Source organism: Pseudomonas putida, from assembly GCF_028682455.1.
Lineage (GTDB): Bacteria > Pseudomonadota > Gammaproteobacteria > Pseudomonadales > Pseudomonadaceae > Aquipseudomonas > Aquipseudomonas putida_AA.
The window spans coordinates 100,005-118,038 of the sequence record NZ_JANHLD010000005.1; the positions used below are offsets into that span (position 1 = coordinate 100,005).

The following is an 18,034-nucleotide window of genomic DNA, read 5'->3' on the forward strand; positions in this document are numbered from 1 at the left end:
GTCACCATGTTGAGCAAGAAAATCGCCGCCTTCGGCCTGCTGGCCCTGAGCACCCTGGCCCAGGCCGGCCAGACCATCGATGTGTACCGCGACCCGAACTGCGGTTGCTGCAAGGAGTGGATCACCCACCTGCGCGACAACGGTTTTACCGTCAATGACCATGTCGAGCCGAACATGAGCGCGGTCAAGCAGCGCCTGGGCGTGGCACCGCGCCTGGCCTCGTGCCACACCGGCGTGATCGACGGCAAGTTCGTCGAAGGCCATGTTCCGGCCGAACAGGTCAAGCTGCTGGCCAAGCGTTCCGACCTCAAGGGCCTGGCCGTACCGGGCATGCCGATGGGCTCGCCCGGCATGGAAATGGGCGACCACAAGGACGCCTACCAGGTCATCGGCCTGACCAAGGACGGTCGCGACGAAGTGGTCGCCAACTACTGACCAGCCCTGAATGTTGAGTGAATGGGCGCTGTTTCTCAGCGCTTTCGGCGCCGCCACCCTGTTGCCGCTGCAATCGGAAGCCGTGCTGGTGGGCTTGCTGGTGCGCGACCCTCAGGCCGTGGCCAGCCTGCTGCTGATTGCCACGGCCGGCAATGTACTGGGCTCGATCGTCAATTGGTTGCTGGGGCGCGGTATCGAGCACCTGCGTGACCGACGCTGGTTTCCGTTCAAGCCCGCCCAACTGGGAAAAGCCCAGCAGCGCTACCAGCGCTATGGGCAGTGGTCGCTGTTGCTCAGCTGGATGCCGGTGATCGGCGACCCCTTGACCCTGATCGCCGGGATCATGCGCGAGCCGTTCTGGCGCTTCCTGTTGCTGGTGACCGTGGCCAAGGCGGGTCGCTACCTGGTACTGGCCCTGGCGACGCTGGGCTGGATGCAACACTGAATCCTTGCCAGCGGATACAGTCTGAGCCTGAACCCCAGGCTCAACACGGAGTCCCCCTATGCTGCGCTTCACCGCCCTGGCCCTGAGCGGCCTGCTCGCCAGCCATGCCTTCGCCGCCCAGCCGCCGACCTATGGCGCGCAACTCGAAGGTTTCAGCTACCCCTATCCCCTCAAGCACTTTGACTTCCAGTCCCAGGGCCAGCCCCTGCAGATGGGCTACATGGACGTTGCCGCCAGCGGCAAGGCCAACGGCCGGACCGTGGTACTGATGCACGGCAAGAACTTCTGCGCCGCCACCTGGGAAACCACCATCCAAGCCCTGAGCGAGGCCGGTTACCGGGTAATCGCTCCGGACCAGATAGGCTTTTGCAGTTCAAGCAAACCGGCGCACTACCAGTACAGCTTCCAGCAACTGGCCGACAATACCCACACACTGCTCAAGCAGCTGGGGGTCACCAGGGCCAGCCTGCTCGGCCACTCCACCGGCGGCATGCTCGCCACGCGCTATGCGCTGCTCTATCCGCAACAAGTCGAGCGCCTGGCGCTGGTGAACCCCATTGGCCTGGAGGACTGGAAAGCCCTGGGGGTGCCCTACCGCACGGTCGACCAATGGTATGAGCGCGAGCTCAAGCTCGATGCCGAAGGGGTGCGCAACTACGAACGCAAGACCTACTACGCCGGACGCTGGAAGCCCGAGTACGAGCGTTGGGTGCACATGTTGGTGGGGCTCAACCAGGGGCCGGGACACAGGGCGGTGGCATGGAACTCGGCGCTGATCTACGACATGATCTTCACTCAGCCTGTGGTCTATGAATTCAAGGATCTGCAGATGCCGACCCTGCTGCTGATCGGCGACGCCGACAGCACAGCCATCGGCAGCGATATCGCGCCGCCCGAGGTCAAGGCCCGGCTGGGCCACTACAAGACCTTGGGCAAGGAGGTGAGCAAGCTCATTCCCCAGGGCCAACTGGTAGAATTCCCAGGCCTTGGGCATGCACCGCAGATCGAGGAACCGCAGCGTTTCCACCAGGCCCTGCTTGGCTGGCTGGGGCGCTAACGCCCCCAGATCTGGGCTTCGCTCCAGCCAAGCTCGGCAAAGTCCTGGGCCCGCAGGTTGGCCTCCTCCTCGCAGAAAAACTCGTCGAGTTGCGGGGGCCTTACCGACGTGTCGCTGAGCATGCCATGGACCTGCCCGCGATGATGGATCTGGTGCTCGAACAGGTGGGAGAGCAGGCGCAATCGCTGTTCGCGCTGGACCCAGTCAGGGCGCACGATGCTCACGTAGCGTTGCAACTGGTCGTCGCGCAACTGGCTGCAATAGGCAATCAGCCGGTGATCGGCCTGGGCCTGCTCGGCACTGAGCAGCTCGCAGTCGGCAAACGGCTCCTCGGGCTCGAAGAAGCGCTCGCTGTCGGGCTCCGGCGCTTCGCCACGCTGCTCCGACTCCAGGGCATTGAGGTAGAACCAGTCCACCGTGAGGATGTGGTTGAGGGTCGCCTTGATCGACCCGAAGAAGCTGCAGCGCGGTGCCAGGAACTCGTCCTGGCTCAGCTGCAGGCAGGCCTTGTAGAGCCTGTGATTGGCCCAACCGTTCTGGTAGGCCATGGTCAGTAGATGATGCGATAGCGAAAGCGGCTGCATGATCGACTCCTTCAACAGAAGCGTTGCAGTTGCATCTCCCGCAAGCGGCTCAGCGTTCGCCGGAACGGGAACTCCAGATACCCTTGAGTGTAGAGCGCTTCGAGGGGCACTTCGGCTTGCAGATAGAGGGCGACCCGACGGTCGTAGCATTCATCGACCAACGCGATGAAGCGCCGCACGCTGTCATCGTGTATCGACAACTGCGGCAGTTCACGGTCTCCCGCGACTACTCGCTGGGCGCCATCTTCGGTACCCCGAGCGATTTTGGCGGGACGCTGGCGCGCGCCCAGGGCCGGCACATCGCCGAGCAGGATAGCGGTGAAGCGGTCGCACAAGGCCATGAAGTCCATGGCCGCCAATGGCTGCTCGCACAGGTCGGCGTAGCGGCACCAGATTACCGTGTCGCAGCGCTGCACGACCTGGATCTGCCGGGCCCCCACCTGCAGGGGCTGCTCGGTGACGGGCTGTTCGCCGCCGAGCTGCGCAAAGACCCCGCCCAGGACCTGAGGCTGGCCAGCCTCGCTCACCCAGTAGCGTTGCTGGGCGGCTCCAGGGTGCAGGCGGTGGTCCTGCCCACCGGCCACCGCCTGCACCTGCATGTGCTGTTCGATGGCGACGATCGCAGGCAGGAAGCGCTCGCGATTGAAGCCATCGCTGTACAGCTGGTCAGGCGGCTGGTTGGAGGTGGCGACAACCACCACACCCGCCTCGAACAACACCTGGAACAGGCGCCCGAGAATGATCGCGTCACCGATATCGTTGACGAACAACTCGTCGAAGCACAGCACCCGAATCTCTTCGGCCAGCGACAAGGCCAGGGCGTGCAAGGGGTCGGCGGTGCCATTGAGCTGGAACAGCCGCTGGTGCACCCAGCGCATGAAATGGTGAAAGTGCTGGCGGCGGGCGGGCACCTGCAGGCAACGGTAGAACTGGTCCATCAGCCAGGTCTTGCCACGCCCCACCGGGCCCCAGAGGTAGACGCCCGGAGGGGTTTCGCCGCGTTGCAGGGCGTTGAAGCAGGCGTCGAGCGCACTGGCGGCCTGCGCCTGGGCTGGATCGCTGACAAAACCGTCGCAGTCGATGGCCTGCTGGTAGAGGCGCAGGGGTGAGCCGGGCATTGAGAGGGCCTGTGGGAAAAGCGCCCATTCTGGTGCTGAACCGGACCGCGGGCAAGCCCGCTCCTACAAGTCCAGGCCTACTTTGAGCAGCTCGCCGTCCTCGGCATCGGTGAGCAGATACAGGTAGCCGTCCGGCCCTACCCGCACATCGCGGATTCGCGCATCGAGTCCGTCCAGCAGGCGCTCTTCATGAACCACCTTGTCGCCATCGAGCTGCAGGCGAATCAGTTCGTGGCTCAGCAAGGCGCCAATGAACAGGCTGTGGTCCCAGGGCTTGAAACGGGGGTTGTCGTAGAAGGCCATGCCGCTGATGGCCGGCGACTTCTCCCAGACATGGTGCGGGTCGACCATGCCATCCACATGCTCGCCCCTGGCCTCGGGAATCGGCAGCAGCGAGTAGTTGATGCCGTGGGTAGCGATAGGCCAACCGTAGTTCTTGCCAGGTTTGGGAATATTGATTTCATCACCGCCGCGTGGGCCGTGCTCATGGGTCCACAGCTCGCCGGTCCAGGGGTTGAGCGCCGCACCTTGCTGGTTGCGATGGCCAAAGGACCAGATTTCCGGCCGCACATTCTTCTGACCGACGAAGGGGTTGTCCTTGGGTACCGTGCCGTCCGGGAGAATGCGCACCACTTTGCCCTGCAGTTTGTCGAGGTCCTGTGCGGTGGGGCGCTGGTTGTTCTCGCCCAGGGCGATGAACAGGTAGCCGTCGCGGTCGAACACCAGCCGCGAACCAAAATGGTTGCCGGTGGACAGCTTGGGTTGCTGGCGGAAGATCACATTGAAGTCTTCGAGCTTGGCCATGTCGGTAGACAAGCGCCCCCGTCCGACCGCCGTACCGGCCTTTGCATCCTCACCCTCTTCGGCAAAGCTCAGGTACACCAGGCGATCCTGCTTGAAGGTTGGCGACAACACGACATCGAGCAAGCCACCCTGGCCCTGGGCCCAGACCACCGGCACGCCCCCCAGTGGGGCACCGACCTTGCCCTCGGCGCTGACAATACGCAGGTTGCCCGGGCGCTCGGTGACCAGCATGCCCTTGCCATCCGGCAGGAACGCCAGGGCCCAGGGGTTGCGCAGGCCTTCGGCCAGGGTGCTGACCTTGACGGTGCCCTCCTCGCTCTTGAAGTCGCGTTCGGGGGCAGCATGGGCCAACAACGGCAACAGTGCCGCCGTCAACAAGGTTGGTATCCAGGTGCGTGCAGACATTAGCGTTTCCTTCCGAGGGGCCGCCATCAAGGCGTACGAGTCGACTCGCGGGGCGGTCGGGTGGGTTCCAGGCGCGGCGCGGACTGCTCGCGGCGCATGTTCTCGCCATTACCGATCCCGCGATTCTCAAGGGTCGGCTGACGCGGATTGGGCTGGGTCGAGGGGCCGCGCACCGGGGGATTCGGCTGCACGCTGCCTTGTCGGCTGTTGGGATTGGCCCGCATGATCGGGCTGTTGTAGGGGTTGTTTGGCGATGCCGCCAATTGCATCGGCACCTGCGCAGCCTGTACCGGCACGCTCAACAACAGGCCGGCGGCCAGGCCCAGCAGTGATCTGTTCACGGGTTCACCTCCTGCGCGAAACGACGCGCCCAAGCATTGGATAGCCTAAGGCGCGTCAGGTTCGTCAGGGAACTGGGATTTCTCCTACAGGTGATTCATTTTGTTTCCGACTCAGACATCCACTTTGTGCCGAGCGGCGTACAGGCAGAGCATCTCCATTGCCAGCGTTGCGCCGGCCAGTGCGGTGATGTCGGCATGGTCATAGGCCGGGGCCACTTCCACGATGTCCATGCCCACCAGGTTGATGCCACGCAGGCCGCCGAGAATCTCCAGTGCCTGCACCGTGGTCAGCCCGCCGCACACCGGGGTACCTGTGCCGGGCGCATAGGCCGGGTCCAGGCAGTCGATATCGAAGGTCAGGTACACCGGGTTATCGCCCACCCGCTGTCGAATCGACTCGATGATCGCCTCGCAGCCGCTGCGGTGCACGTGGCGTGCATCAAGCACGGCAAAACCCTGGGTATCGTCGTTGGTGGTACGCAAGCCGATCTGTACCGAACGCGCGGGGTCTACCAGGCCTTCGCGGGCGGCGTGCCAGAACATGGTGCCGTGGTCGACACGCCCGCTGCCCTCCTCGTCCGGCCAGGTGTCGCTGTGAGCGTCGAAGTGGATCAGCGACAGCGCTCCATGCTTGCGCGCATGGGCCTTGAGCAGCGGGTAGCTGATGAAGTGGTCGCCGCCCAGGGTCAGCATGGCGCAGCCCGCTTCGAGGATGAGTTCGGCGTGTGCCTGGATGCTGTCCGGTACGGTCTGCGGGCTGCCGTAGTCGAAGTTGCAATCGCCGTAGTCGATCACTGCCAGGTGATCGAACGGGTCGAACTGCCACGGCCAGTGGCGAGCCCACGCCTGCTGCACCGAGGTTGCCCGGATCGCCCGCGGGCCGAACCGCGCCCCCGGCCGGTTACTGGTGGCGGTGTCGAACGGCACGCCGCTGACCACCACATCGACACCGCGCAAGTCGCGGCTATAGCGGCGCCGGGAAAAACTGGTGATACCGGCAAAGGTGTTTTCAGCGACGGTGCCATACAGGCTGTCGCGGGTCATGGCCTGGTCGTTGTTCGGGGCGAGATCCATCATCGGGCTCCTGGTTCTGTTGTTATTGACGGCTACGGAACGTGGTCCACAGGCGGGTGCGCTGGCGCATGTCGGCCAGGCTCATGCTGCGGTCGGCAAACAGCCGTGCGCGCACTTCATCCGAAGGGTAGATATCCGGGTCGCTGCGCACTGCCTCATCCACCAGCACGGTGGCGGCCTGGTTGGCGTTGGCGAAAAACAGCGTGTTGGTCAGTGGCGCCACCGAGTCGGGGCGCAGCATGAAGGCGATGAAGGCCCGCGCCGCTTGCGGGTGCGGCGCATCCTTGGGGATGACCAGGTTGTCTTGCCAGATGATCGTACCTTCCCGGGGAATCCGGTAGATCACCTGATAGGGCTTGCCGGCCTGGCGGGCCTGGTCGGCGGCCATGCTGGCGTCGCCGTTGTAGGTCAGCGCCAGGCACACACTGCCGTTAGCCAGGTCGTTGATCTGCCGGCCGTTGGCGACATAGCTGACCGAGGGCTGCAACTGCTGGAGCAGCGCCTGGGCGGCTGCCAGGTCTTGCTTGTTGCGGCTGTAGGGGTCCTTGCCCAGGTAATGCAGGGCCACGCCAATCACCTCCTGGGGCGAGTCGGACATGGCGATCCCGCAGTCCTTGAGCCTGCTGGCGTATTCGGGCTTGAACAGCAGGTCGAGGCTGTCCAGCGGTGCATCACCGAGCCGCTGGCGCACCGCCTCGAGGTTCATGCCCAGGCCCAGGGTGCCCCAGGTATACGGCACGGCGTACTGGTTGCCGGGGTCCACCTCAGCCAGCTTGGCCAGCAGGTCCTTGTCCAGGTTGCCATAGCCGGGCATCGACTGCGCCTGCAGGGGCTGCAGCGCCCCCGCTGCCAAGGCCCGGGCCAGCAGGCTGGATGATGGCACCACCACATCGTAGCCACTGCCGCCGGTGAGCAATTTGGTTTCCAGCACTTCGGTGGTGTCGAAGGTGTCGTAGCGCACCTTGTAGCCGGTTTCCTTTTCAAAGCGCTGTAACGTCTCTGGCGCCACATAGTCGGCCCAGCTGTAGAGGTTGAGGACTTTTTCTTCGGCATGCACTGGCAAGGCCAGTATCAGGGGGAGCAACCACAGGGTCGTACGCATGTCAGGCACCTTTGTCAGTGGATGCCGCCAGCATGCACGCCGGGTTACATTGCTAAAATGACAAGTTACTTAACCTGACATTCAGCTGGAGCAATGTTTGATGCTCGGACAACTGCACGACCTCGACCTGCACCTGCTGCGGCTGTTCGTCACTGTAGTCGAGGCCGGCGGCTTCAGTGCCGCCCAGGGCGTGCTGGGCCTGAGCCAGCCGAGCATCAGTCAACAAATGGCGCGCCTCGAGACCCGCCTGGGCTATCGGTTGTGCAGCCGCGGTAAAGGTGGCTTTCGCCTGACCGCCAAAGGTGAGGTGCTGCTCAAGGCCACGCGGGAGCTGCTGGTGCAGATCGAAGCCTTCCGCCACCAGGCCAATGGCGTGGCTGGGCGCCTGCTGGGAGAGGTCCGGGTGGGTATTTCCGAAGCCCAGGACAGCAGCGTGACCCTGCGCCTGGCGCGGGCCATCGAACGCTTTCGTCAACGCGACGAATCGGTGCGCCTGGAACTGGTCAGCGCCATGCCGGCCGACCTTGAACGCCAGTTGTTGCAGCAGCGCCTGGACCTGGCCATCGGCTACTTCTCTGGCAAGCAATCGGCCTTCGACTACATGCCGTTGTTCGAAGAGCCCCAGCGCCTGTACTGCGCCAGCCACCATCCGTTCGCCCGGCAGAGTCAGGTCAGCCTCGAGGTATTGCGCGAGGCCGACCAGGTCGAACACCCCTACCGCTTCATGGAAACCCCCGACCCGCTCAGCGGCGGTCGCGCGTCAGCGCGCTCCGAGCAGGTCGATGGCGCCCTGGCCTTTATTTTGTCGGGACGCCACATCGGCTACCTGCCCTGCCACTTCGCCGCGCCCTGGGTCGAGCGCGGACTGCTGCACGGGCTGGACCCGGCGCTGAATTTCGAGGTGCCCTTCGTGTTGGTCCGGCACCGCGCACAGGTGCCCAGCGATGCCCAACAGGCCTTTACTGACGACCTGCTGGCCGCCTTCGCCTGACTCAGTAGGCCATCGACCAGGTCAGGGTGTAGGTACGGCCACGGCCCTGGTAGTCATACAGGTATTCCGGGCCGTAAGTCGGCGAGTAGAACAGCGTCGCGCGCTGGCCCCAGACGGTGCTGTACTGCTTGTCGAGCAGGTTCTGGATGCCGGCGCTGAACGTGCCGAAGCCGGTGTCCTGGCTGCCCAGCAGGTCGAAGGTGGTGTAGCCGCTGATCTTGTGGTCGGCATCGTCTTCGAGGGTGAAGGCGTGGTTGGCCTGCAGGCGCGCGCTGCGGCCCTCTTCCTTCCAGCCAACGAACGCGGTGGACTTGGACAACGAGGCGTAACGGGCGTCACGCTTGATCCAGTCGCCCTGCTGGTCTTCTTCCTCGGAGCGCACCAGGTGCAAGGTGCTACCCGCCTCCCAACCGCTTTCGAAGTGACGGGTCAGCGCACCTTCGAAACCGAAGTCACGGCTCTTCTGGTCCTCGACGTTAATGGTCAGGGTGGCCATGTCGGTGGTGATGATCTTGTCCGACCAGATGTAGTACACCGCCGCCTGGGCGTCCCAGTCCAGGTCGGAATAGCGCCAGCCCATTTCCACCTGGCGGCTCTTGATCCCGGCCAGCGGGTTGTCTTCGACGCTCAGGCCGGGTTTACCGTAGTACTTGGCCGGGTCCGGCAGGTCGAAGCCTTCACCGTAGTTGGTCCACACCTGATGGCCGTTCTTGAAGTCATAGATGGCGCCCAGGTTGAACAGGTTGACCTGGTAGTCGTTGTTGCCGCCGGGGACGTTCTTGAAATCACCGACATCCACGTCCATCTGCTGGCGCCGGGCGCCGCCGGAGACAGTGAGGTTGTCGGTGGCATGCCAGTCGAGCTGGGCATAGTACGACAGGCCGTCGACACGGTAGCTGGGGTAGCGCGGCGCCTTGCTGGCTTCTTCCAGGTCCAGGCCACCGCTTTCGGATGAGGTCAGTGCGTCGAAGGTGGTCTGCTCGGCGTTGAAGCGCTCGCGGTCCAGGTCCACACCATAGGTCAGCTTGAGGGTGTCCCACTGCTTGGCGAACAGCGCCTTGAGGCTACTGACTTCGAAGTTCTGCTGGGAACCTGCAAAGTACACCCCCGTGGAACCCGCAGGCTTGCCGGGGTTGTAGTACGGGAACGGGTAGAAGTTGTCGTCTTCCTTGCGGTAGGACGCTTGCAGGTAGAAGTCCTGACCCAGCACATCGCTGTGGTGGTAGTTGGCATTGAGCAGCAGGCGCTTGGTGCGCGGCTCGAGGTCGGTGGAGTAACCGCTGCGCAGCTCGGCGTCTTCCAGGTCCGAGGGGGCGTTGTAGTTCAGGTTGGGAAAGTAGATCCCGGTGCTGCCGTGGTTGCCCGAATCGTAGTACTGGGCCAGCAGGTCGAGGCTTTGCTCGTCGTTGAACTTCAGGCCCAGGTTGCCGAGCACATCGATGGTGCGGTTGTACTGCAGGTCGGTCTGGGTGTTGTCGATGAAGATCTGGTCACCGGCACCATCGTAGAAAGCCTCGTTCTGCTCGCCCGAGATGCCCAGGCGCGCACTCACCCGCTCGTTACCGCCACTGACCGACTGGGCGATACGGGTCGAAAGGTCGTCGCTGTTGTTGAAGCCGCTGCTGGCCCCCAGCTGGGTCTCGAAACGCGCAGGCCCTGCCTCGCCCTTCTTGGTCACGATATTGATGATACCGCCGGTGGCGCCACCACCGTAGATGGCGCTGGCACCGGAGAGCACCTCAACGCGCTCGACGTTGAACGGCGAAATGCTGTCGAACTGGCGCGACAGGCCGCGCGAGCTGTTCTGGCTGACACCGTCGATCATCACCAGCACGTTGCGACCGCGCATGTTCTGGCCGTAGTTGGTACGCCCTTCCGGCGCCAGGTCCAGGCCCGGCACCAGCTTGCCGATAGCTTCCTTGAGGCTCACACCGCTGTTGATCTGCTCGTTGAGCTGCTGCTGGTCGACCACCCAGACGGTACCCGGGATTTCACTGATGGAGGTGCTGGTACGCGATGCGACGCTGACTTCGATCGGCTTGAGGCTGACACTGGCCGGCGTTGTCTGGGCCTTGCGCAGGATCACCGTGCGCGCATCGCTGAACTGCCAGCTCATGCCACTGCCGGCCAGCAGGCTCTGCAGTGCCTGGGCGATGCTGTAGCGACCATTGAGGGCCGGGCTGTGCAGGCCGGCGACATCGGAGGTGGTGAACAACAGGTGCAGACTGGCCTGGTCGGCGAATGCAGTCAGGGCCTGATCGAGGCTCTGGGCCGTCAGCTCCAGGGTGACTTCGCGGTCTTGCTGGGCGCTGTTCTGCGCCGCACGGGCAACCTCGGCGGCCTGTACCCAGATCGGACCGAGCAACGCTGCAACCGCAGTCGAGGCCAGCAGCGCGTGTTTGAAATAGCCGCTGGAGGGGGCGATAGACTTCACTGTTTTCTTCCAGGCAAAGGTACAAATGAGAATGAATTGCTGATCAGTCTCACTACGACGATTGGGCGAAGAAGAACTTGCAGTGCGAATCTGAAAATATTTTCAACAGCGGGCTTGCCCCGCAATGCACACGACTGACCGATTGCTATCGCGGGGCAAGCCCGTGTGCTAGTACACCACCGCCAACCAGGGCAGATAGGTCACCTTCAGCGCATACCGTTGCTCCAGCGTGCGCAGCAAGCCTTGCGGGTCATCCAGGTCGAACACGCCACTGACCTGCATCGCCCCCAGTCGCTGATCCGACAACACAATTCGCCCGTGCTGGTAGCGCTCGAGCTCGGCCAGCACCTCGCGCAATGGCTTGCCGTTGAAGATCAACTTGCCGCGTTGCCAGGCCGTCAGCGCCCGAGCGTCCGGCGTGGCCTGCAACATCCGGTCCCCCACTTGCGCCTCGCCCTGGGCAATCACCACCTGGTTGCGACCGCCCTCACGACGCACACTGAACACAGCCTCGCTACCCAGCACCGGCTCGCCACCGGCATCGACCACAAAGGGCCGCGGGTCACTGGCGGGTTCAAACAGTGCTTCACCCGCCTTGAGCATCACCCGACGCTGGCTGCTGCTGAAATCCACCGACAACGCACTGCCACTGTTGAGCAGTACAGTCGAACCATCGGCCAAGGTGATGCGCTGCTGCTGGCCAACACCGGTGTGGTAATCGGCGAGCAAGGCCGGTGCCTGTTGCCAGCCGCCATACCCCACCAGCGCCAGCACCAGCGATGCCGCCAGCGCCGAGCCCCAGCGGCGTCGACGCGGCGGCGCAGGCATCGTCAATTGCGCGGCAGCCCTGGTCTGGCCCAGGTCGCCCCACAAGGCTTCGGCTTCCTGTGCCGCTTGCGTGTGGGCAGGGCTCAGCGTGCACCAACGCTGGTAGCGCGCCCGGTCGGCATCGCTGGCGGTGCCGGAATGCAGCAGCACCTGCCAGTCGAGGGCATCGTCGCAGAGGTCGCTGATCGGCTGCGGTGCAGGCATGGATAGGGCATCAATCATGGTTGTGTTTGAGCCAGTCACGACAATGACGCAATGCCTGGCCGATGTATTTTGCCACCATGCTCTCGGAAACGCCCAGCTGTTGTGCAATCTGCGCCTGGGTCAGGCCTTCGACACGGTTGAGCAACAGTGCCTGGCGGGCATTGGGCGAAAGCTGCAGCAGCGCCTCGTCAAGTTGCTCCAGGCGCTCGCGGGCCAACAAGGCTGCCTCCGGCGCTGGCGCCGGGCACGGCAACTGGTGCGCCGCATCGGTTTCATCGAGATTGCCAGCCATGCGTTGTTCGCGACGCAAGGTGTCGATGGCAAGATTGCCGGCCACACGAAAGATGAAACTGCGCGCGTGCAGCACCGGCAGGTCCTGTTGCTCGATCTTGACCAGCTTGAGGTAGGTTTCCTGGGCCACGTCGGCCGCACGCTGACGGTCGCTCATGCGCCGGGTCAGGAACTGCAGCAGGTCATCGTAATGTTCCTGGAAGCTGGCAAGCAGCCCGGACACGGGAGACGTCAACATGGAGGGATTCGAGGGGCCTTGGGAACGGGAGACAGGCGTTAATGAGAAACAGTATCGTTCATAATGCCAGCGGCTTTCAACGTCGCCGTGCATTTGCGACACTCAATCCTGCTGATTGCCTACTGGAGCTTCACCCATGACCCACGATAGCCGTCACCTTTTGCGACTATGCCTGGTGCTTACGATGCTCCTGGGCCTGAGCGCCTGCGCCCTGTTGCAGGGGCGGGATCCGGTGAGCATCAGCGTGATCGGCATCGAACCCCTGCCAGGCCAGGACCTTGAAGTGCGCATGGCGGTAAAGCTGCGGGTGCAGAACCCCAATGAAACGCCAATCGACTACAACGGCATTGCCCTCAACCTTGAGGTCAACGGCCAGCCGCTGGCGGCAGGGGTGAGTGATCAGAGCGGCAGCATTGGCCGCTTCGGCGAAAGCGTGCTGGTGGTGCCGGTGAGCATCACCGCCTTCAGCGTACTGCGCCAGGCCGTGGGCCTGAGCCAGGTACAGAACCTCGACGGCTTGCCCTACGTGCTGCGTGGCAAGCTTGCCGGTGGCGTGTTCGGCACTCGACGCTTCAGCGACAGCGGTCGCCTGAGCCTGCCCCAGCCGACCGCCCCGACGCGGTAGGCTTGGTTACTTGGCGGCAGCCATCAGTTTATTGACTTCACTGCGCACCATATTGGCGAACTCGGGCGGCGACATACCGTCCAGTTCGGCGCGAACCCATTCGGCCCACTTGCCCTTGCGCCGGGGTTTTTCGGCAATCAGCCGGGCAGCTTCGCCCTTCGCCTTGCCCAGGTTGGTCTGCCAGAGCTCGAACAGTCGTGCTTTCTCGTCCTCGATCTGCGCCCGTTCGGCGAAGCTCTTGTTGGCCAGATTGAAACTCATGAGGGGTGTCCTGCCACTGGAAAATAGGCGCTATCTTACACTGTAGCCGCCGGGGCCCGGCAAACCGCTGCAACTTTCCGCGCCCGGCGGCATCCACTGTTCAATGCCCACCAATTGACGAGGAAGTGTCCATGGCCAGGAAAACCACCGTGCAAGCCGAAGCTGAGCAAATCAAGGACCAGGCGTTCAGCGAGCTGCAGGCGTTGATCGAAGAATCGGAAAAACTGCTCCAGGACAGCGCCAAGCTGGTTGGCGAAGATGCCGACACGTTGCGGGCCCAGATCGGCCTGAAGCTCAAGCAGGCACGCGAATCGGTCGGCAATGTGCGCAGCAAGGCGCAGCCGGTGGTCGATGCCACCCAGGACTACATCGGCGGCCATCCGTGGCAGACGGTGGCGATCTCGGCGGGGTTCGGGTTGGTGGTAGGGCTGCTGCTGGGGCGTCGCTCCTGACAACTGCCGCTGTAGGAGCGGGCTTGCCCCGCAATGCGGTGTGGCCGATACATCGCTATTGCGGGGCAAGCCCGCTCCTGCCGCGCAAACTCAACGCCTGCACCACCCCGCAGGCGATCGCCATGCCCACCAGGGCGGGCAAGGTTTCGGCCTCCATGCGCTTCATCACCCGCGCCCGGTAGAGGTCGACGGTCTTCACGCTGATATCGAGCTGCTCGGCAATCTCCCGGTTGCTGAACCCCTGTACCAGGGGCACGAACACATCGCGCTCGCGCGGAGTGAGGCTGTCGATTCGCACCTGTACCTGGTCACGCGGCCCGCTGCCGGCCAGGGCCTGGGACGACTGGTCGAGCGCCGCCTGGACGGCGTCTAGCAACAGCTGGTCGTTATACGGTTTCTCGATGAAATCACAGGCACCGGCCTTGAACGCCCGCACCACGATGGGTACATCGGCGTGGCCGCTGAGAAAGATCACCGGCAACTCGACACCCCGACCGCGCAAGGCTTCCTGGACACCCAGCCCACCCATCCCGGGCATGCGCACATCCAGCAGCACGCAGGCAGGCAGGTGCCCGTCACAAGCATTCAAGAACGCCTGGCCGCTGGTGAAGGGCATCGCCTGGATACCGACCGATTCCAGCAGCCAGACCGTGGAGTCGAGCATGCCCTGGTCATCGTCGACCACATAGACTTTCGGTTGCTGCATTACACATCCTCTAGTGCGGCGCCGGCCACCGGGGCCAGCCGACAACACAAAATCAACCCGCCTGTTTCACCCGGCATCGCCTGCAAGGTGCCGCCAAAACCTTCGATAATACTGCGGCTCATGCTCAAGCCAAGACCAAGACCTTCGGGCTTGCTGGTATTGAAGGGGGTAAAGATGCCGTCCAGGCGCTCAGGGGCAACGCCCGGGCCTTGATCGCTGACCTGTATCTGCACCTGCCCTGCAACCGGTGCTGCGCTGAGCACGATCCGCGAGGGTTGACCCGGATGCTGCTCGCGGTTGGCATCGATGGCGTTGCGCAACAGGTTGAGCAACACCTGTTCGAGCAGCACCCGGTCGGCGTACACCGACGGCAGCGCATCGGCTATCTGCTGCACGATGCTCACCTGGTCGCGGGTCGCTTCCCAGTCGCACAGGCGCACCGCCTCAGTGGCGATATCGCCAACGTGCAGGGCCTGCAAGCGCCGGGGTTCCTTGCGCAGGAAGGCACGCAAGCGCTTGATCACCTCGGCTGCGTGGGTGGCCTGCTCACTGATGCGTTGCAGGCCCTGGGATACCCGGCTGGCCGCCTGGGGATCGCGCTCAAGGGCCTGCAGGTAACGCTGACTGGCACCGGCATAGTTGACCACTGCCGCCAATGGCTGGTTGATCTCGTGGGCAATGCCCGAGGCCAGTTCACCCAAGGTGATCAGGCGCGCACTGTGGGCCAGCTCGTCCTGATGGCGCCGCTGCTGGCTTTCGCGCAGTTCGCGTTCGGTCATGTCGCGCGCCACCAACGAGTAGTAGCGCTCGCCGCCGGTGGCGCGGTGGGCCAGCAGCACCAGCGACACCGGAAACGCCGCAGTGCCCTGCCAGGGCAGCAAGCGCGTCTCGGCGTGCCATACCCCTGCTTGCTCGGCACATTGCCAGCCTTCGCGGTCCAGGCGTTGTTGCAGGGCTGGGTCGAGCAGCGCCTGCAGCGCCGGCAATGCCTCGACCTCCTGCAATCCCAGCGCCCGGCGCGCCGAACGATTGAGGTAACTCAGGCGCCCGTCGCGGTCGGTGAACAGCACCAGGTCGGTATTGGCTTCCACCACTTCGGCCAACCGCCGGCGGTTTTCCTGCGCCTCGATACGCACGCTGATATCCCGTGAGACGCTGACGACCTCTACCACCGCGCCGGTATAGGTCTCGCGAATGGCGCGGCTGGCGATCTCGAACCACAGGTCCCGACCGTCTCGATGACGTACCCGGCAGGTCATGGTCTGGTAACCGTCCTGCTCCAGGGCCTGGGCGGCCTGCAAGAGCGATTGCTGGCGGTCCTGGGGATGGAACAGCGACTGCACCGGTACTCCGCGCAGTTCTTCGGGCCAATACCCGAGCAGACGATAGGACGCCGGCGAAGCATCGAGGAAGCAGCCATCGGGGCTGTGCCGGGAAATCAGGTCGGTGGTGTTCTCGGTAATCAACCGGTACAGGCGCCGGGCCTGGCTGGCCTCGCGTTCAGCCAGGCGCTCGGCGCTGGCATCGCGGCAGCGCGCCAGCACCTGATCGGCACTGGCGGGTATGAAGGTCCACAGCAGGATCCGCTCGTCCACAATCGCTTCGACGTCGCTGATTGCCCGCGCCTGGCTCAGGCAAGCGTTGACCAGCGCCTGGAAATTGCTCGGCAGCCAGTAGTCGACCGGGCGCTCGGGCCAGGGGCCCAGCAAGGCCTGCAGGGCCGGGTTGACCGCGAGCACCGCTGCGGCGGCGTCCAGGAGCAGGCTGGGCTGTGGGTCACTGGCGAGCAGAAGCGTCATGGGAGCACTCAAAGGATGGCCGCTAAGCCATGTATGGTACTTCTACTATATTGCTATAGTCTATCTTCCAAGTAACATAGCGTTTCACGTAAAAACGTGACACCTGAAGGGCCTGCCCTTCACGACACCTGATCAGAGCTAACAATCAGCCACCGGGAGTTGTACTGCGCCATGCGCCGACTCCCTGCACAGGAACATTTCATGTCGATCTTCTCCCAGGGCCTGGCGCCCGCCGCAGTCAATCACCAGGCCCTGAGCCCCTTGAGCTTCATCGAACGCACGGCGGCGGTCTATGGCCAGTACCCGGCGGTGATTCACGGCGCCATCCGGCGCAACTGGCAACAAACCTATGAGCGCTCCCGCCGCCTGGCCAGTGCCCTGGCCGGACGCGGTATCGGCCAGGGCGATACCGTGGCGGTGATGCTGCCCAACATTCCGGCGATGCTTGAAGCGCACTTCGGCGTGCCGATGATCGGCGCGGTGCTCAATGCCCTCAACGTACGCCTGGACGCCGAGGCGATCGCCTTCATGCTCGAGCATGGCGAAGCCAAGGTGCTGATCACCGACCGCGAGTTCCACAAGGTGATCGAAGGCGCCCTGGCGCTGATGGAGTATCCGCCGCTGGTGGTCGATGTCGACGACCCGGAATACGGCGAAGGCCAAGCGGTCAGCGACCTGGACTACGAGGCCTTCCTGGCCGAAGGCGACCCCGACTTTGCCTGGCAGTGGCCCGAGGACGAGTGGCAGGCCATCTCGCTGAACTATACCTCCGGCACCACCGGCAACCCCAAGGGCGTGGTCTATCACCACCGCGGCGCCTACCTAAACGCCCTGGGCAATCAGATGACCTGGGCCATGGGCAACCACCCGGTGTACCTGTGGACCCTGCCGATGTTCCACTGCAACGGCTGGTGCTATCCCTGGACCGTCACTGCCCTGGCCGGCACTCATGTGTTCCTGCGCCGGGTCGACCCACAGAAGATCCTCACCCTGATTCGCGAACACCAGGTCACCCACCTTTGTGGCGCACCGATCGTGCTCAACGCGCTGATCAACATGCCCGAGTCGGCCAAGGCGGCCATCGATCATCCGGTCAATGCCATGGTCGCCGGCGCGGCGCCACCGGCCAAGGTCATCGGCGCGGTGGAAGAGATGGGCATCAAGGTCACCCACGTGTATGGCCTGACCGAGGTCTACGGCCCGGTCACCGTCTGCGCCTGGCATGCCGAGTGGGACGAGCAACCGCTCGCCGAACGGGCGCGGATCAAGTCCCGCCAGGGGGTGCGCTACCCTACCCTCGAAGGCCTGATGGTCGCCGACCCGCAGACCCTTGAGCCAGTGCAGCGCGACGGCAACACCCTGGGCGAGATCTTCATGCGCGGCAACACCGTGATGAAGGGCTACCTGAAGAACCCCGAGGCCACTGCCGAGGCGTTTCGCGGCGGCTGGTTCCACACCGGCGACCTGGCGGTGTGGCATGCCGACGGGTATATCGAGATCAAGGACCGGCTCAAGGACATCATCATTTCCGGTGGCGAGAATATTTCCACCATCGAAGTGGAAGACACCCTCTACAAGCACCCTGCCGTGCTCGAGGCTGCCGTGGTGGCCCGCCCGGACGAAAAGTGGGGCGAAACGCCCTGCGCCTACATCACTCTCAAGGCCGGCTTCGAACAGACCCGCGACACCGAGATTCTCAGCTTCTGCCGCGAACACCTGGCCGGGTTCAAGTTGCCCAAGACCGTGGTCTTCAGCGAGTTGCCGAAAACCTCCACCGGCAAGATCCAGAAGTATCTGCTGCGTGACTGGGCCAAGGCACTCTGACCCCCATTTGATGCGA

The 18,034-nt window shown here is 63.9% G+C and carries 18 protein-coding genes and 1 pseudogene; 7 read left to right on the plus strand and 12 right to left on the minus strand.

The window, feature by feature from the left end:
• The first annotated feature begins 6 nt into the window (after positions 1-6).
• The 3 genes from NPS58_RS27405 to NPS58_RS27415 are packed head-to-tail and all read left to right on the plus strand — an operon-like array spanning position 7 to position 1,937.
• A complete protein-coding gene (locus NPS58_RS27405; protein WP_274118340.1) occupies positions 7-435 on the plus strand; it encodes a DUF411 domain-containing protein in 429 nt (142 codons plus the stop codon).
• 10 nt (positions 436-445) lie between these two features.
• Entirely contained in the window at positions 446-880 is a 435-nt protein-coding gene (locus tag NPS58_RS27410; protein WP_274118341.1) for a YqaA family protein, read from the plus strand.
• A 58-nt stretch (positions 881-938) separates the two neighbouring features.
• The gene (locus NPS58_RS27415; RefSeq protein WP_274118342.1) at positions 939-1,937 is read left to right on the plus strand and encodes an alpha/beta fold hydrolase; all 999 of its coding nucleotides are present in this window, start codon (positions 939-941) and stop codon (positions 1,935-1,937) included.
• Here NPS58_RS27415 and NPS58_RS27420 read toward each other — a convergent pair.
• The 6 genes from NPS58_RS27420 to NPS58_RS27445 form a co-directional block, all read right to left on the minus strand.
• Positions 1,934-2,521 carry a DinB family protein gene (locus tag NPS58_RS27420; protein ID WP_274118343.1) on the minus strand — a complete coding sequence of 196 codons (588 nt, stop codon included), beginning with the start codon at positions 2,519-2,521 and terminating at the stop codon, positions 1,934-1,936. The two genes, NPS58_RS27415 and NPS58_RS27420, sit on opposite strands and share 4 nt — an antisense overlap.
• Positions 2,522-2,532: 11 nt before the next feature.
• Complete coding sequence (zapE, locus tag NPS58_RS27425) at positions 2,533-3,639, minus strand: cell division protein ZapE (protein WP_274118344.1); 1,107 nt, start codon at positions 3,637-3,639, stop codon at positions 2,533-2,535.
• Between the two features lie 63 nt (positions 3,640-3,702).
• Positions 3,703-4,848: a PQQ-dependent sugar dehydrogenase gene (locus NPS58_RS27430; protein ID WP_274118345.1), complete on the minus strand. Its 1,146-nt coding sequence runs from the start codon at positions 4,846-4,848 to the stop codon at positions 3,703-3,705.
• Between the two features lie 26 nt (positions 4,849-4,874).
• Positions 4,875-5,189: a hypothetical protein gene (locus tag NPS58_RS27435; protein WP_274118346.1), complete on the minus strand. Its 315-nt coding sequence runs from the start codon at positions 5,187-5,189 to the stop codon at positions 4,875-4,877.
• Positions 5,190-5,300: 111 nt separating this feature from the next.
• Positions 5,301-6,263, minus strand: a complete 963-nt coding sequence (gene speB, locus NPS58_RS27440) for an agmatinase (protein WP_274118347.1) — start codon at positions 6,261-6,263, stop codon at positions 5,301-5,303.
• Between the two features lie 22 nt (positions 6,264-6,285).
• Entirely contained in the window at positions 6,286-7,365 is a 1,080-nt protein-coding gene (locus tag NPS58_RS27445) for an extracellular solute-binding protein (protein WP_274118348.1), read from the minus strand.
• A gap of 100 nt (positions 7,366-7,465) precedes the next feature.
• Between NPS58_RS27445 and NPS58_RS27450 the strand changes: the two genes are divergently transcribed.
• On the plus strand, positions 7,466-8,356 hold the full coding sequence (locus NPS58_RS27450) for a LysR family transcriptional regulator (protein ID WP_274118349.1): 891 nt from the start codon (positions 7,466-7,468) through the stop codon (positions 8,354-8,356).
• A gap of 1 nt (position 8,357) precedes the next feature.
• Here the strand turns inward: NPS58_RS27450 and NPS58_RS27455 are convergent, their stop codons facing one another.
• The 3 genes and pseudogenes from NPS58_RS27455 to NPS58_RS27465 form a co-directional block, all read right to left on the minus strand.
• A complete protein-coding gene (locus NPS58_RS27455) occupies positions 8,358-10,790 on the minus strand; it encodes a TonB-dependent siderophore receptor (RefSeq protein ID WP_274118350.1) in 2,433 nt (810 codons plus the stop codon).
• A gap of 168 nt (positions 10,791-10,958) precedes the next feature.
• Positions 10,959-11,840 (minus strand): FecR family protein, encoded by an 882-nt coding sequence (locus tag NPS58_RS27460; protein WP_337994272.1) that lies wholly within the window; start codon positions 11,838-11,840, stop codon positions 10,959-10,961.
• Positions 11,841-11,844: 4 nt separating this feature from the next.
• Positions 11,845-12,351 (minus strand): annotated as a pseudogene (locus NPS58_RS27465) (RNA polymerase sigma factor); the annotation flags it as partial.
• A 136-nt stretch (positions 12,352-12,487) separates the two neighbouring features.
• On the opposite strand from NPS58_RS27465, the gene NPS58_RS27470 reads away from it, so the two are divergent.
• Positions 12,488-12,976, plus strand: coding sequence for an LEA type 2 family protein (locus NPS58_RS27470; RefSeq protein ID WP_274118352.1), 489 nt, complete (start codon positions 12,488-12,490; stop codon positions 12,974-12,976).
• Between the two features lie 6 nt (positions 12,977-12,982).
• Here the strand turns inward: NPS58_RS27470 and NPS58_RS27475 are convergent, their stop codons facing one another.
• Positions 12,983-13,237 carry a hypothetical protein gene (locus NPS58_RS27475; RefSeq protein WP_128326314.1) on the minus strand — a complete coding sequence of 85 codons (255 nt, stop codon included), beginning with the start codon at positions 13,235-13,237 and terminating at the stop codon, positions 12,983-12,985.
• A gap of 131 nt (positions 13,238-13,368) precedes the next feature.
• Between NPS58_RS27475 and NPS58_RS27480 the strand changes: the two genes are divergently transcribed.
• On the plus strand, positions 13,369-13,689 hold the full coding sequence (locus NPS58_RS27480) for a DUF883 family protein (RefSeq protein ID WP_274118353.1): 321 nt from the start codon (positions 13,369-13,371) through the stop codon (positions 13,687-13,689).
• A gap of 55 nt (positions 13,690-13,744) precedes the next feature.
• Here NPS58_RS27480 and NPS58_RS27485 read toward each other — a convergent pair whose 3' ends face one another.
• Together NPS58_RS27485 and NPS58_RS27490 are read right to left on the minus strand one after the other, a co-directional pair.
• Entirely contained in the window at positions 13,745-14,395 is a 651-nt protein-coding gene (locus NPS58_RS27485) for a response regulator transcription factor (RefSeq protein ID WP_274118354.1), read from the minus strand.
• Positions 14,395-16,194 carry a PAS domain-containing sensor histidine kinase gene (locus tag NPS58_RS27490; RefSeq protein ID WP_274118355.1) on the minus strand — a complete coding sequence of 600 codons (1,800 nt, stop codon included), beginning with the start codon at positions 16,192-16,194 and terminating at the stop codon, positions 14,395-14,397. Before NPS58_RS27490 ends, NPS58_RS27485 begins: the two co-directional genes overlap by 1 nt.
• A gap of 201 nt (positions 16,195-16,395) precedes the next feature.
• On the opposite strand from NPS58_RS27490, the gene NPS58_RS27495 reads away from it, so the two are divergent.
• Entirely contained in the window at positions 16,396-18,018 is a 1,623-nt protein-coding gene (locus tag NPS58_RS27495) for an acyl-CoA synthetase (RefSeq protein WP_274118356.1), read from the plus strand.
• Positions 18,019-18,034: the final 16 nt, after the last annotated feature.